At 59.4% G+C, this 14,172-nt stretch carries 17 protein-coding genes; 1 reads left to right on the top strand and 16 read right to left on the bottom strand.

What is annotated here, in order from left to right; all coding sequences use genetic code 11:
- Positions 1-8 precede the first annotated feature (8 nt).
- The 16 genes from arlH to MU553_RS18125 all read right to left on the bottom strand — a co-directional run bounded on the left by arlH (position 9) and on the right by MU553_RS18125 (position 12,729).
- Entirely contained in the window at positions 9-770 is a 762-nt protein-coding gene (gene arlH / locus MU553_RS18200; protein WP_247380323.1) for an archaellum protein ArlH, read from the bottom strand.
- A complete protein-coding gene (arlG, locus tag MU553_RS18195; protein WP_247380322.1) occupies positions 767-1,216 on the bottom strand; it encodes an archaellum stator protein ArlG in 450 nt (149 codons plus the stop codon). Before arlG ends, arlH begins: the two co-directional genes overlap by 4 nt.
- Before the next feature lie 549 nt (positions 1,217-1,765).
- Entirely contained in the window at positions 1,766-2,239 is a 474-nt protein-coding gene (arlF, locus tag MU553_RS18190) for an archaellum stator protein ArlF (RefSeq protein ID WP_247380321.1), read from the bottom strand.
- On the bottom strand, positions 2,223-3,788 hold the full coding sequence (locus tag MU553_RS18185; RefSeq protein ID WP_247380320.1) for a FlaD/FlaE family flagellar protein: 1,566 nt from the start codon (positions 3,786-3,788) through the stop codon (positions 2,223-2,225). The genes arlF and MU553_RS18185 overlap by 17 nt, the downstream gene beginning before the upstream one ends.
- A 238-nt stretch (positions 3,789-4,026) precedes the next feature.
- Positions 4,027-4,545: a chemotaxis protein CheD gene (locus MU553_RS18180; protein ID WP_247380318.1), complete on the bottom strand. Its 519-nt coding sequence runs from the start codon at positions 4,543-4,545 to the stop codon at positions 4,027-4,029.
- Between the two features lie 12 nt (positions 4,546-4,557).
- Positions 4,558-5,766, bottom strand: a complete 1,209-nt coding sequence (locus MU553_RS18175; RefSeq protein WP_247380316.1) for a chemotaxis protein CheC — start codon at positions 5,764-5,766, stop codon at positions 4,558-4,560.
- A gap of 8 nt (positions 5,767-5,774) precedes the next feature.
- Positions 5,775-6,134 (bottom strand): chemotaxis protein CheY, encoded by a 360-nt coding sequence (cheY, locus tag MU553_RS18170; RefSeq protein WP_247380313.1) that lies wholly within the window; start codon positions 6,132-6,134, stop codon positions 5,775-5,777.
- Positions 6,135-6,304: 170 nt separating this feature from the next.
- Positions 6,305-6,793, bottom strand: coding sequence for a hypothetical protein (locus tag MU553_RS18165; protein ID WP_247380310.1), 489 nt, complete (start codon positions 6,791-6,793; stop codon positions 6,305-6,307).
- A 56-nt stretch (positions 6,794-6,849) separates the two neighbouring features.
- Positions 6,850-7,509, bottom strand: coding sequence for a DUF7500 family protein (locus tag MU553_RS18160; RefSeq protein WP_247380308.1), 660 nt, complete (start codon positions 7,507-7,509; stop codon positions 6,850-6,852).
- Positions 7,510-7,602: 93 nt separating this feature from the next.
- Positions 7,603-8,280 (bottom strand): archaellin/type IV pilin N-terminal domain-containing protein, encoded by a 678-nt coding sequence (locus tag MU553_RS18155; RefSeq protein WP_247380305.1) that lies wholly within the window; start codon positions 8,278-8,280, stop codon positions 7,603-7,605.
- A 318-nt stretch (positions 8,281-8,598) separates the two neighbouring features.
- The gene (locus MU553_RS18150) at positions 8,599-9,279 is read right to left on the bottom strand and encodes an archaellin/type IV pilin N-terminal domain-containing protein (protein ID WP_247380302.1); all 681 of its coding nucleotides are present in this window, start codon (positions 9,277-9,279) and stop codon (positions 8,599-8,601) included.
- Positions 9,280-9,535: 256 nt separating this feature from the next.
- On the bottom strand, positions 9,536-10,222 hold the full coding sequence (locus MU553_RS18145) for an archaellin/type IV pilin N-terminal domain-containing protein (RefSeq protein WP_247380299.1): 687 nt from the start codon (positions 10,220-10,222) through the stop codon (positions 9,536-9,538).
- 301 nt (positions 10,223-10,523) lie between these two features.
- Positions 10,524-10,799 carry a DUF7521 family protein gene (locus MU553_RS18140; protein WP_247380905.1) on the bottom strand — a complete coding sequence of 92 codons (276 nt, stop codon included), beginning with the start codon at positions 10,797-10,799 and terminating at the stop codon, positions 10,524-10,526.
- A gap of 150 nt (positions 10,800-10,949) precedes the next feature.
- On the bottom strand, positions 10,950-11,285 hold the full coding sequence (locus MU553_RS18135; protein WP_247380296.1) for an ArsR/SmtB family transcription factor: 336 nt from the start codon (positions 11,283-11,285) through the stop codon (positions 10,950-10,952).
- 163 nt (positions 11,286-11,448) lie between these two features.
- Positions 11,449-12,174: an RAD55 family ATPase gene (locus MU553_RS18130; protein WP_247380293.1), complete on the bottom strand. Its 726-nt coding sequence runs from the start codon at positions 12,172-12,174 to the stop codon at positions 11,449-11,451.
- Positions 12,175-12,267: 93 nt separating this feature from the next.
- Complete coding sequence (locus tag MU553_RS18125; RefSeq protein WP_247380290.1) at positions 12,268-12,729, bottom strand: chemotaxis protein CheW; 462 nt, start codon at positions 12,727-12,729, stop codon at positions 12,268-12,270.
- Between the two features lie 284 nt (positions 12,730-13,013).
- On the opposite strand from MU553_RS18125, the gene MU553_RS18120 reads away from it, so the two are divergent.
- Positions 13,014-14,171, top strand: coding sequence for a protein-glutamate methylesterase/protein-glutamine glutaminase (locus tag MU553_RS18120; protein WP_247380285.1), 1,158 nt, complete (start codon positions 13,014-13,016; stop codon positions 14,169-14,171).
- Position 14,172: the final 1 nt, after the last annotated feature.

Raw genomic sequence — 14,172 nt, 5'->3', positions numbered from 1 at the left:
CTCTCCTGTTATGCGACGCTACGGCTCTCGATGACGATGCCCGTATCAGAGCGGACGGAGTACCCGATCGTGTCACCGACCTGTTCGCCCATCCCCGCGAATCGTTTGACGGAGATCTGACGGCGAACGTCGTTCCCGACCTCGACCATCTCGAGTTCGAGGAACACGTCCGCGATCGAGCGGAACGGACCGATCGCCGACTCGTCCAGCGTCGAGGGGTCGACGGTGAGGACGATGACTTTCCCCTGGGAGATCAGGTCACGGAAGAACCCGATGATCTCCAGGGCGGCTTGGCGCTCCTCGTTCTGGCGAACCAGCGCCTCGAACTTCGGATCGTTGCGCAGGATCGAATCGAACGTGTCGACGATGATGACGTCCGTCGACCACATCACTTCGGCCTCCATCAGCCGCTTGAGCAGGTCCTTCCGTTCGCTCTCGTCGTCGCCACCGGTGAGCGTGTTCGTGTCACCGATGTCGGCGTGGAGGAACAGACAGCGTTCCTGCAGGATGTGGTCGACCATGTCGTACGACAGCGAGTTCATCTGATCGAGGAAGCTGCCGATCGTCAGCTCCGTCGACAGCATCGTGACGGTGTGGCCTTCCTCGCAGAAGCCGTAGGTGAACCGTTGGCTGATCGCGCTCTTGCCGGCCCCGTAGTCGCCCTCGATGAGGACGATACTCCCCGGTGGAATACCGCCACCGAGTTCCTTGTTGAGGCGGTCGTGATCCTCCATGCCCAGCGAATACAGGTCTTTTGTCCCGACGCTCATGTATTGAACCTAAACATTTCTTCGTCTTGATTGATTATAACCTTCACACGAGTATCGCCACTGAGACCGGACTCTTCAATCTCCAGTTTTGCAACTTCGCCAGACCGCCAGGTCGACGCATCACCTTCCAGACTCACGGACATGGCGTCTGCCGATTTGTACCTTCCATTGACAAATACGTCTATCTGGTCAGGCCTGGCGGTCAACGTCTCCGAACCGGTGTTCTTGACGTGAATCGTGATCGTGTCGTCCTCATAGACGGCCGCAGAGCCGCTGTCGCTGATGATCTCGATGTCGGTCCGTATGTCCTCGCTCACTGACACCCCGCGCTGGTCGATCGCTTCGCTCACCTGCGAGATGCTGTCGGTGAACACGCCGACGACGCTCGCCGCCACCAGGATCGAGGCGATGAACAGGATCATGTGTGAAACAGACACACTCGCCATTACAGCATCACCGCCTGGCGGTGGGGCGAACGGGGTCGGTCAGTGAGCGAATCGCCTAACACGAGTCATCACCGTTTGGAAACGCAAACGCCGCGACACCCGAACCAGCCACGACCGCGACGCGTGGTGGTCCAGCCTTGGAACCGTTCCGCAGTTCTACGAACGCGGATTTACACGCGGGCCAAATATCAGTATCGCCGCCAGTATCGTATATAGTAACGAGCGGGTCAGCAGTCGGCCCGTCGGGCCGAGAGCAACTGCTGAACCCGGCTTCCGTTTCGGAAACCGGCGGTTTCGTTACGCTATCTGTGGCGACAGTGATAATGGACCCGAAATCATCTGATCTGAGTCGTTCTGTAGGTGTAACGTTGTTAGCTGTATCTACTAATAATCCCAGCTTTTTGTCAGACGGATGGCAGACGGGCTGTGAACGTTCACGGCTGTTCGGCGTCGCGGATCCACGCCGGGAGCGCCCGTCCGGTGACGGACAGGCGTCACGGTCCGCAGCGACGCTATCGTGGACACGATGCGAAACAGCGGCTGCCACAGCTACAGCACCACCTGGGTCTCTCCGCTCACGATCACTGTGTCAGCGATCCCGTGTTCTGTGACGATCTTGACGCGGTCACTCTCGTACAGGCTGTCGCCTCGAACCGTGATATTGAGCTGCTCGCCCGGTGCCCACAGGTTCGTGTCCGGTTGCGATCCATCAGTTTGGATAACTGTTGTATCATCAGGGACGAGATACTCGTTGTCGACGATAAGGTCGGTTTCCTCGACGTTCACCACCTTCGAGCCCGTGTTGTTGACGAGAATCGTGAGCCGATTCGGCGTCGTATCGCTCCGCTCGTAGTAGACGATCTCGATGTCGACGTTGCGCTGATCGACGACTCGATCAGAGTTGTCGTGTTGCGCCTCGGCGACGCGCTCGAAGCTGTTCGAGGCTGCTCCGTAAAAGATGCTAAACGCGATGAACATCCCGGCGAAGACGATTGCTGCCGATCCGCTAACGCTGAAGCCCATCACCACCACCACGTTGCAGGAGTTGCATCGCCGTCGTGCCTGCGGCGTCGCCGCTGAGCTGGCTGATGTAGCGGAGACTCTTGGTGTGGTGATCGATGGTTAGGGTAGCGTCGGTGTTGCCGGCAGAGTCCTCGAACGCGACCAGGAACGACCGCAGGTCCTCGGCAACGTCCTCGTCGATCCAGTCGATGCGCTCGTAGTAGTTGATCGCCTGCGACGCCTCGTGGACGTTCGACTCCTGGATGAGGAAGTCGAGCCACTCGACGACGGTCAGGTCGGTCGAGTAGCCGCTCGGGAGCGTTTTGAGGTACGGCTTGCCCGGGGAATCGTCGGTCGTCTCCGAGGTGGTGGCCGACTCGTCGAGTTCCTCGGCGGCCTCGAAGTCGTCGTCTGCGTCCGCGGCAGCGTCCGCGGGCACGACGTCGTCCGTGTCCGCCTCGTCGTCGCCGGGGAGCACGTCGTCGACGTCACCGGTGACGACGTCGTCCTCGTCGTCTTCGTCAGCCGAGGGGAGCACGTCGTCGGCGTCGCCGGATTCGAACATCTCGTCGCCCTCGTCGTCCAGGTCGTCGAAGTCGTCGTCCATCTCCATGCCGTCGGCATCGAGATCCTCGGCTTCACCGTCTTCCGCCCAGTCGGCGTCGCCCTCTTCGTACTCTTCTTTGAGGTCCTGGAACGACTTTGCGCCCTCGCCGTCACTGCCGTCGCCGTCGTCGAGCATGTCGTCGCCCGCGTCGTCGAAGTCCTCGTCGAACGCACCGCCGTCGTCCTCGAGGCCACCGTCGTCGTCTATTGCGTCGTCGAATCCAGCGTCCAGATCGTCGACGTCGTCGTCGCCGTCGTCTTCCGTCAGGTCGTCGTCGAAGAACCCTTCGGCGTCCGCGTTGGCGATGTCGTCGTCGATCTGTTCTTCCTCTTCGCCCTCTTCGTCGTCGTCGAAGAGGCCGAACCCGCCCGCGTCCATGCCGCCGCCAGCGCCACCGCCGGCCGCGCCCGGCTGGATGTCGTCGGCGAACGGGTTGACGCCGCGAGTGACCATCTCATAGATGTCGAGCAGCTTCCGAATATTCTCCTCGATGTCGGTCACCTGCTCGCCGATCTGTTCGTTTTCGTTTCGGACGGTGTTGACGGTCGATTGGAGGCTACCGACCTCGTTTTCGAGTTCGTCAAGACGGTTTTCGAGTTCGTCGGTGGCTGCGCCGCCGCCTCCGCCACCCTCGTCGAACATGTCGTCACCGTCGTCATCGAACCCACCGAAGTCGTCGCCACCGAGCCCGCCGAGGTCGTCCAGGTCGTCGTCTCCTTCCTCAGACATGAGGCCACCTCCGTCGCCGCCGCCACCGCCGAGGTCGTCTCCACCAAGATCGTCGCCTCCGTCGCCGTCCTCGTCGGACATGATCGAATCGAAGACGTTCTTGATACTCATTCCCACTGCGCCACTGGCGAACGTCACCAGGACTGGTACCAGACTGTCCGGCACCGGGGAGCTCGTTGCGGTTACGATTTCTAGGACGAGCACGACGACGTGGCTCGCGGCGAGACTGCTCATCACTGTCGGTATACAGACCTCATTAACTTCAACTTAACGCCGATATCATCACAAATGATACTGGCTTAGCGTTTCATGTGGAGATTTTCGCCAGAATTGGCCATAGACGGCCCAGCAATTATCAGGATTAGAAATACTATCTGCAGGTGTAATCCTATTGAGTGTATCACTTGGTTACTGAGATCGTAGGCGTCTATTGTCACCGTCAGACGGGCGGCTGTCGGGCGTTCGTCAGGCGTCAGATGACCTGGCTTCCTTTGTTCGCGCTCTTGACGGTCAGGTCCCCCGAGTTCCCGTCGAGCCTGAGCGACCGGCCGTGATCCCCACCGACGTCTCGACTGACGATCGGGATTCCGAGTTCGGCCAGCGTCGCTTCGACCTGCTCGGTGTTGCGGACGCCGATGCCGGAGCCGTTCTCCGAGAAGTCGAGCATGTCGCTCCCGCCGGCGATCTTCGCCTCGATCCGGCGTTTGGCTGCCCCTTCGCGCTCCATCTCTTCGACCAACAGCTCGATGCCGGTGTCTGCGAATTTCGCTTTGTTGGCGTCGTCGACTTCGGCTGCCGAGGGGAGCATGACGTGGACGAGACCGGCGACGCCGGCGACGTCGTCGTACATCGCGACGCCGAGACACGATCCGAGTCCGCTGGTCGTCAGGTCGGCGCCGGACGTCGTCACTTCGTACTCGGCGATCCCGACCTTGAGACGCTCCTGTTTCGGTTCGGAGCCCGTCTCGGTTGAGCCATCGTAGACCTTCATTGTTCCCTCGTGTCAGAAGATGCGCTCGACGTCCGCCTCGGTCTCGTCCTTGCGGTCGACGTCCAGGTTCTCCAGCGCCGCGCGCAGTTCCTCGTCGTTCGGCAGCGCGTGGATCTCACAGCTGAAATCGAGATCGTCCGTCTGCATTCGCGACTCGATGATGAACGCGTGACTCTGGTGTTGGCCGACCTGCGCTGCCAGGGGGTCCATGATCGCCTGTCCCATGTCGTGGACGACTTTCGGTGGCGTGTGTTCGACGGACGTCTGGAGCACGTTCGCCCAGCCGTCGACGAACCCGCTGGTCATGATGTTCCCCATCTCCTCGATGGCGCTCTCGTGCATCGACGTGAACCCGTCGCCGTCGGGCTCCATCGGCATCAGCGCCTCGGCGACGTTCATCGCCGACTCTTCGTCGAACAGGATCATCAGATACCCCGAGGGCATCCCGTCGAACTCCACGACGGTGCCGACGTAGGCGCTGCTGTCGACCTGCTTCGGCACGTCCTCGATGGGCGCGAAACTGATCTGGGTGACTTCCGCGTCCGTCTCGATGCCGGTCATCGCAGTGACGTTCTCGGCCGCCTTCTGGGTGCCCTCCTTGGTCATCTGGTTGAACACGGAGAGCTTGTCGACGGGGATCGCGTTCGCGCCCGTCTCCGTGCTGGCAGCCATGACGTCGGTCATCTCCGTGTACTCGGGCAGCATGTAGATGTAGAAGTTCAAGTCCTCGCCCGGCCAGTCGATCTGGCTCTTGAACACGAACACCTGTTCGGAGTCGTCGCTGTCAGTCGCGGGCAACACGTCGGCACCCGTCGCTTCGAGGTACTCGGGCGGCGAGTGTTCGATCGTCGTGCCGAGGTAGTCGGCCCAGCCGTCGATGAAGCCGCTCATCATGATGTTGCCGATCTCTTTGACGCTGCTTTCGGCCATCGACTCGTCCCCCGACCCGCCGGGCAGGGCGTCGACGATCGGGTCCCGACACTGTTCTTCGAACACGAGCGTCGTGTCACCGGTCAGCGCGCCCTCCATGGCGAACTGGATCCCGACGAACGCCCGGCCGGCGAGTTCCTCACCGATGTCGGCCCGGTCCATCAGCGTGATCTTGGTCACGTCGACGACGGCCTCGATGCCCGTCATCTGGGCCATCATCGCCGTGGCTTGCTCGGCACCCTCGTAGGCCAGTTGGTTGAACGTCTCCAGCGACTGGATGTCGACTCTCATCGGCTCCCTTACGCTCCGACTGCGTCCTCGATAGCCTCGATAACACTCGGTTTCTGGAACGGTTTCGTGATGTACCCGTCCGCGCCGGCCTTGACGGCCTCTTTCATCTTCTCTTCCTGTCCGACGCTGGTACACATGATGACCGTCGCGTCCGGGTCGGAGCTTTTGATCTCGTCCGTCGCTTCGATGCCGTCCCGGATGGGCATCACGATGTCCATCATCACCAGGTCCGGCGACTCCTCTTTGTACACTTCCACTGCCTCGACTCCGTTCTCGACCTCGCCGACGATCTGGTGGTCCTCCTCCAGGATCTCTCGCAGGAGGTTCCGCATGAACTCCGAATCGTCCGCAATCAGTACCTCTGGCATATTCGCTCGTCACTCTCTTTTCCGAATATCCCAATAAACGCTTCCCACAGATTATCGAGATTGATAGAGATATCCCCGAGATTCCGCCGGCAAGCGTCACGTCTGACGTATCTCAGCACGGTTGCACGTCGAGAGTTTCGTCCGGTAAAATCGAGAGCGTCCCCAATCCGTCAGTCGTCGACCGTCACCGTGACGTTCCGGTGATAGACGACCGTATCCATCTCGAAACTCTGGACGCGCACGACCACCTCGGCCCGATAGGAGTCGTTTTTGATCGATTTCGGGGCGAAGGCCCGATCATCGAGGTGAACTGTGGTTCGGCCGGTCGAATCGACCATTTCGGACGTCGAGTCCGTGTAATCCAGCCCCGGGACCGACACCTTGTACGTGAGTTGCGGTCGGCCCTCGATCGACGACACGTCGACGACTGCCGGCGGCATTCGGAGGTAGTACACGCCGGTTCCGAACCGACCCTCGTCGATTCGGAGGTCCTTCGCCGGGTCCGACGCCATGGTCACGTCGGCCGTTCCGTCGCCGAGGCTGTCCGGACTCGACTGTTCGGGCGTCAGATCGACGACTCCGACTGCCGGGCCAGAGATCAGCAGCACGAACAGTATCACGCCGATCGTCAGAGCGCGGACGCGCCACACGAAGTCCATCTCGTTCGATGTTGACAGGGGAGCTACCTAAAACGCTCGGACGACCACACTGCCCGTCACAGCTGCAGGCCCTGATTCTCCTTGACTTCCCGCATCAGATCGGCGATCGTGTCGTCGGCCGAGAGGCTCGTCGACTTGAGCGCGCGCCGGATTGCTTTCGGTGGATAGCGAACGGGCACGTTCGCTTCCATAAGCAGGATACCGAGCACCTGTTCAACGGGCGTGTTGCGATCGACTTGCTGGGCGTACCACATCACGAGCGTCTCGAAGGTGGTGACGACGTCGTTCGAGACCATCCGTTGCTGGGAGACGTCACCGCCGAAGTTCGCCGTGATGTCGAACGCGTACTCCGAGTTCGCGGCCTGGAGATCGTCCGACAGCCAGTTGTGGACCGATCGGGCGTCGAGAGAATCTGACGGTGCCGGCGGCTCGGGTTCGTCGTTTGGTGGGGCTTCCAGCGGCGTCGGATCGTCGTTCTGTTCGATCGCTGGATTCGGTCCGGTCTTGTACTCGTCTCGCGCCGGCGAGTCGGACGGACCCGACTCTAACTCACCGGCTGGTTCGGACTGTTGATTCGAGACGGGACCACCCGACGAGACGACGTAGCGCCCGTCGTCGATCTCCTTGACGCGCTCGTCGTTCGAGATGTCGAGTTCCTCCGGAGATAGGACAGGCCCCTCTTCGACGTCTGCGTCCTCGTCCAGGCCCGAGGGCATAGTATGGTACTCCGTGACGAATGAATATAATTCCGTTGGTTGTTACTCAGTACCGTACAGGTTGCTGCTAAAAAAGAAAACGTTGCTGCGAGCTTACAGGCGAACTGCCGTCTTGCCGCTCAGCGATTCGGGCACGACCAGCTGGACGGTCGACGCGGTTCCGGAGGCAGTCGTGATTCGGATCGACGCGGTGTCGCCCTCGTCGAGACCGCTGTCACGAACAGTAGCAGGTGCGTCATCACCTTCGTATGCGTCCAAGTTGTCATCTGTACCTATGTCGATGACGAGGTTGATACGGTCGTCCGGACTGTTGATCACCGGCGAGTCGGAGTCCCGAACCGAGTCGTCCTCGTCCTTGACGGCGTCCTGTGCGAACGTACCATCTTGGTCGTTGTATTCATTCTCGTGAACGATGTCGTAGGTGCCCTCGTCGTCGACCCACTGCATCGTGATGCCGCGCATCGCGATGTCTTCTGCACCCGGAGCCTTCGTCACGACCATCGTGACCGCACCGATCGCATTGTCACCAGAGGTCCCTGTTTTCTGTCCACTAGTTTGGAGGATCTGCAGGCGGTTAGTGACTTGCTCACCGGCCTGCTGTCCAGTCGATTCGGACTTGCTCTGCAGGAAGCCTGCCGTGTTGATCAGCACACCAGCCGCGATCGCCGCGACCAGCACCATCGCGATGAACACGATCAGTGTCCCGATCCCGACCTGTGCGCGAAGCCGCTCTTTGAGTTCTTCTTTTTCGTCTTCGTTGATATCGAACATGGGTATCACATGCCCAAGCGACGAATCGACACTCACTCGGGCCGTACCAGTGTCAAAACAGGGGCACTATATAAACCCACCTCGCAAAATATCACGAAAAAAAATAGCCGTAACCGGTGATCAGAAGACTATCGTATGGTAATAATCACGAGATCGAAAGTGGGATTTTTAACCAAATTGATAGGTTTTGTTCGCGTTCACTCCATAAGAGCTTCACGGGGAATCACCGCGTTACTGTAAGCGGAGTAAGCGCCCTCTATTCGACGTAGAAAGAGCTGTAGCTCAGCAGGTGAAAAATACGGAAAGAAGGGTTCGGGTTTAGAGGCGGACTGCCGTCTTGCCGCTCAGCGATTCGGGCACGACCAGCTGGACCGTCGATGCAGTCCCAGACGCGGTCGTGATCCGAATCGAGGCTGTTTCACCTTCTTCGAGACCAGTATGCCCATCCCTAATTATATCTTCTTGGTCAGGATAGGGCGATGAGTAACCATCGAGGTCATCAGTGTCGCCGATATCGATAACGAGATTGATTCGGTCATCAGGACTGTTGATAACAGGGGAATCTGAATCCCGAACCGAGTTGTCCTCGTCTTTGATCGCCTGCTGTGCGAACTGACCGTCTTGGTCAGTGTATTCCTCCTCATGCACGAGATCGTAAGTACCCTCATTGTCGACCCATTGCATTGTGATCCCGCGCATTGCGATGTCCTCTGCCCCGGGCGCTTTCGTCACGACCATCGTCACCGCACCGATCTCATCGTCAGCAGAGCTCTCAGTTTTTTCACCACTGACCTGCAGGACCTGCAGCCGGTTGGTCACCTGCTCGCCAGCCTGCTGTCCAGTCTGTTCGGACTTGCTCTGTAAGAAGCCCGCCGTGTTGATCAGGACACCGGCCGCGATTGCCGCAACCAGCACCATCGCGATGAACACGATCAGTGTACCGATCCCAACCTGTGCACGGAGCCGCTCTTTCAGTTCCTCTCGTTCGTCCTCGTTCATATCGAACATGGGTATCACAAACCCAAGTGATGAACCACCGTTCACTCGGGCCGTGTCACTGTCTAATCATGAATCGTATATAAGCCCACCTCGAAAAATATCACATGTGAAAATGGCAGAGAGTTTCATTTATGATTATGGATTTTACACCGGCACCGCCACATTCAAAGAACAGGTAGTTTGCTAGGCAAAAGCTAATCCATAATCAATGTACCTAGCGGTAGCACGACCAAGAAAATCAGAGAAGAGTACAGGTTTAGAGTCGGACAGCCGTCTTGCCGCTCAGCGACTCGGGCACAACCAGCTGGACCGTCGAGGCAGTCCCGGATGCGGTCGTGATCCGAATCGATGCCGTTTCGCCCTCCTCGAGACCGCTGTCCCGAATCAGGTCCTCGCTATCCGGGTCGTCATTGTACGCACCGAGGTCGTCAGATTCCCCGATGTCGATGACGAGGTTGATGCGGTCGTCCGGACTGTTGATCACCGGCGAATCGGAGTTCCGAACCGAGTTGTCCTCGTCCTTAATGGCCTCCTGTGCGAACTTCCCGTCCTGGTCGTTGTACTCTTCCTCGTGGACGATGTCGTAGGTGCCGTCGTTGTCGACCCACTGCATCGTGATGCCGCGCATCGCGATGTCTTCCGCACCAGGGGCCTTCGTCACGACCATCGTGACGGAACCGATCCTTTCAGGCTCGTCAGGGGGTGTGATTGAAGTGCTTGTCTTCTCCCCACTGACCTGCAGGACCTGCAGTCGGTTGGTGACTTGCTCACCGGCCTGTTGTCCAGTCTGCTCGGACTTGCTCTGCAGGAAGCCTGCAGTGTTGATCAGCACACCAGCCGCGATCGCCGCGACCAGCACCATCGCGATGAACACGATCAGTGTACCGATCCCGACCTGTGCGCGAAGCCGTTCTTTCAGTTCGTCTTTTTGTTCTTCGTTCATGTCGAACATGGGTATCACCTGTGCCCGAGCGATGGTTCCGCTACCGGCCCGGACTATAGGCGATATATCTGGGACTTGGGTGATAAATTTGACCTGCCAATTATCAAAGGTGAAAAACAGATGTTGAAAATCGGGACAGATGTCGATAATCGCCGATGCAGTCCTGCTCGATCGATTTTCTCGAGACGCTCGCAGGCTAATTCCGGGGCAATTTCCTGGGACGGCCACAGATGAGAACCGATTCTCACAGAAAAAGAGCGGGTATCAGGGATGTAAACAGCAGAAACCCAGCTCGCTCGGCCTACTCGTAGGTGACGAGACTGTACATCACGAACAGATAACCGAACGTCGTCAGGCCGCTGTTCACGAGCAGGAGGGATTTGGCCCCGTCGAAGTTCGTCAGAAATGCACTGATCATCGTCGCCGCTGCACCAGCAACTGCGAGCGAGAACCCGATCGACAGGTGAAGCATCGCATCTCTAGATGTTTGTACGTACGCGCGAATAGCCATCCCGACCATGGTCAGCCCAGCGACGACGAAGACCAGGGTGGAGACGGCGTAGAGGAGTTCGACAATCTCAACCATCGTTCAATACGCCATTATACAGACGGGGCCATCTTAAATCCATGCTTGAAAATATCTCTGGTGATAATACGAGGTTACAGAGAGGGCGAAAACCGCATCAGGACGGTCGGGTCCGCTTGAATCGCGCGTGCACCAGAGAAGTTAGCTTTCCGAGAGGGTTCGCCAGGCTTCGTCGAGTTTGTTGGTCACTTCAGAACGCTCTTCGACCGACACCGAGAGGTCGTTCGCGAAGTCGACGGTGATCTCCTCGACGTTCCGCCGGTACACCTTGATCCGGCGGCGGTCGTCAGAGAGAATGTTGTCGTGGAGTTCGAGGAGATCGTGCTCGGTGAGTTCGTCGATGCGCCGATAACAGGTGGCGATCGGAATATCGAGTTCTTCACTCAGCCCCTGCGCCGATTGGGGTTCGTCCGTCGCCTCCAGTATCTCCGCGCTGTACTTGTTCCCGAGCGTCCTGAGTATCTCTGCTGGTGGCATCTATTATCAGATAATGAATTTTCTAAAGTATAAAATTGACGGGTCAGAGAAGCAGAATAACAACTCCATAACAACGAACTGCCGACCGAATTCTCAGACGACGACGTCAGCATATGGGCCCGTTACGCCCGTTATCGAAGGCAATAACGGACGTAGAAAGCTCTTAAATCGGCGATTCCTCTTCGCTCATCATCGAGAACGCGCTGGCGTTCTCGTGGACCGTGATCCCACCGTGTTCGAGTTCCATCGGGAAGATGTCGGTCTCGATGTCCTGTTTGCGCATCTTCGCGACCCAGACGTAACGGTTGACGCCGGACTCGGTCGGTGCCTGAATGAGGTAGATGTTCCCGTCGGTGAGGTAGTTCTCCAGGCCGACGTCGGTGTCGGGGGACATCGAGCCCTGTTCGTTTGTCATCAGCGTCGTCAGTTCGTTCTTCCGGAGGATGTCGGTGAACTTCAGCAGGTACGTTCGCTTCTCCTGTTCGTTCTCGAAGAACAGCTGGAACATCGTCAGCGAGTCGAGGACGAGCCGCTGGTAGTCTTCGTCCTGGATGTCGTCCAGCAGGATGTCCAGCGAGGAGGAGAAGTCGTTCTCGCGCAGCAGGACCTGCTTGTCGTAGACTTTGATGTCACCGCGCTCGACGTAGTCGGCCCAGTCCTCGAACCCGATGGATTCGGCGGCCTCGCGGATGTCCTCCGCGTTTTCCTCGAAGGAGAGATAGATACCCTTCTCGTCGAACATCTTGACGCCGTTGTAGATGTACTGCAGTCCCAGGATACTCTTGCCAGCCCCGGGGTTGCCGCTGACGAGCGTCGTCGAGTTCCGCACGATGCCGCCGTTGAGTATCGAGTCCAGTCCGTCGATACCCGTCTTGGTTAGCTCTACCATTGGTTGGTTGGAAGGTTCTATGGGTCGCGAATTAAAAAAGCATCCGTCATCGGTGTGAAAAAATTCTCCGTCCCGCGCGGCCGGGGTGCGACCTCAGCGGTGGACCGCTTGCGGATCGACCCAGATGACGAAACTGTCGTCGGCCTCGTCGTCGTCGTGTTTGATGACGCCTCGGACCGCTTCCTGGCCGCTTTCCGGAGCGTCTTCGACGGTCTCCTCGTCGAGTTTCACCACCTGGTACACTTCGTCGACGAGCCAGCCGGCGGCCTTCCGGTTGGCGATGATGTCGGGATCGAAGACGATGATCCGTTTGCTGTCGGCGTCCGCCTCGTCGATGTCGAAGATGGTCTTCGGGTCGACGATCGCCGTCGTGCGACCGCGAAGGTCCATCACGCCGTTGACGTACGCCGGCGCGTTCGGGAGATCCGTCAGGTCACCGACGTCGACGATTTCGGTGACGTAGTCGATGTCGACACAGTACGTCTCCGAGCCCAGTTTGAACTCGAGTACCTGCCCTGTCGCGTCGGCGTCGTTCGTGGGTGTAGCCTGTGACATGTCCGTTCACCTCGACCGCGCCCGCGCGCAGCCACGCTTGGTACCAGATTGATGCCACGAACCGGACTTAAGCGTGACTCCTGGGCTATCACATTTGATTACGGAGGCGGTGTCTTTATTGGTAGCTCACGGGTACGCTGACAACAGAACATAAGGATGGCGACAGCCCGGGTACGTGAGAGTTGTAGTCGCCGCTTCGAGCGCCAGTCGGTCGTCCAGCCGGCTTCTGAGTCGCGACGTGAGGGTCGTTCGCCACGTCGCGCCCGCGAGAACGCGGTGGTAGTATGGTAGGAGCGACGGCCGGGACGACGCGAGCCGTCGTCACAGACGATTCGCACTTCATGCGGAGCGTCATCTCGGACATCCTGGAGACGGGTGGCGTCGAAGTCGTTGCGCAGGCGAAAAACGGACTGGAAGCCGTCGAGGCCGTCGACGAACACGACCCCGACGTCGTGACGATGGACGTCGAGATGCCCGAGATGAACGGCATCGAAGCCGTCGAGCAGATCATGTCGGCGCACCCGACGCCAGTGCTCATGCTGTCGGCCCACACCGACGAGAACGCCGACGTGACCTTCCAGGCGCTGGAGAAGGGTGCAGTCGACTTCTTCACCAAACCCGGCGGCGAGGTGTCGATGGAGATGTCCCGACTCGAAGACCAGCTCGTCGACATGGTGACCTCGGTCGCCAGCGTCGACGTCTCCGTCGGGACGAAATCCAGCACGACGACGCCGGACGAAGCCTACGCCCAGGCCGTCGAAACCGTCGAGAAGGAAAGCACCGCGCAGAGCCAAAGGAGCAGTGCAACCGCCGACGCCTCGGCAGGAACGACGGCCGACCCGACCGACGCGACGTACGTCGAGAACGCGACGTTGCTCATCGGGTCGTCGACCGGCGGTCCGACCGTCGTCGAGCAGATCCTCTCGGAGCTGCCGGCGGCGGCGAACCTCCGGATCCTCATCGTCCAGCACATGCCCGACGGGTTCACGGGTCGGTTCGCACAGCGACTTGACAACCGGAGTGCCTACGACGTCACGGAGGCCGCTGACGGCGACCGGATCGGTGGCGGCGAAGCGCTCGTCGCCTGCGGCGGGAAACACATGGTGGTGTCCAACTACGCGAGCGGGCGGCTCCGCGTGAAGCTCACCGAGACCGAGCCGGTCAACAGCGTTCGGCCGGCCGTCGACGTGACGATGGAGTCGGCCGCCGAGACGATCGACGGCCCCATGACGGCGGTCATCCTCACCGGGATGGGCAACGACGGGGCCGACGGCATCCGGGCGCTCAAGCAGGCCGGTGCGAAGACGCTCGCACAGGACGAAGCGACGTCGGCCGTCTACGGGATGCCCAAGCGCGCGGTCGAGACGGGGATGGTCGATACGGTGCTCCCCTTAGACGAGATCGCCGACGGCATTGTCGACACGATTACCAAGGAGAACTAAT

The sequence above is a fragment of the Halorientalis brevis genome, from assembly GCF_023077655.1.
The sequence above is the reverse complement of the archived record's forward strand: the minus strand, read 5'-3'. Positions and strand labels throughout refer to the sequence as shown.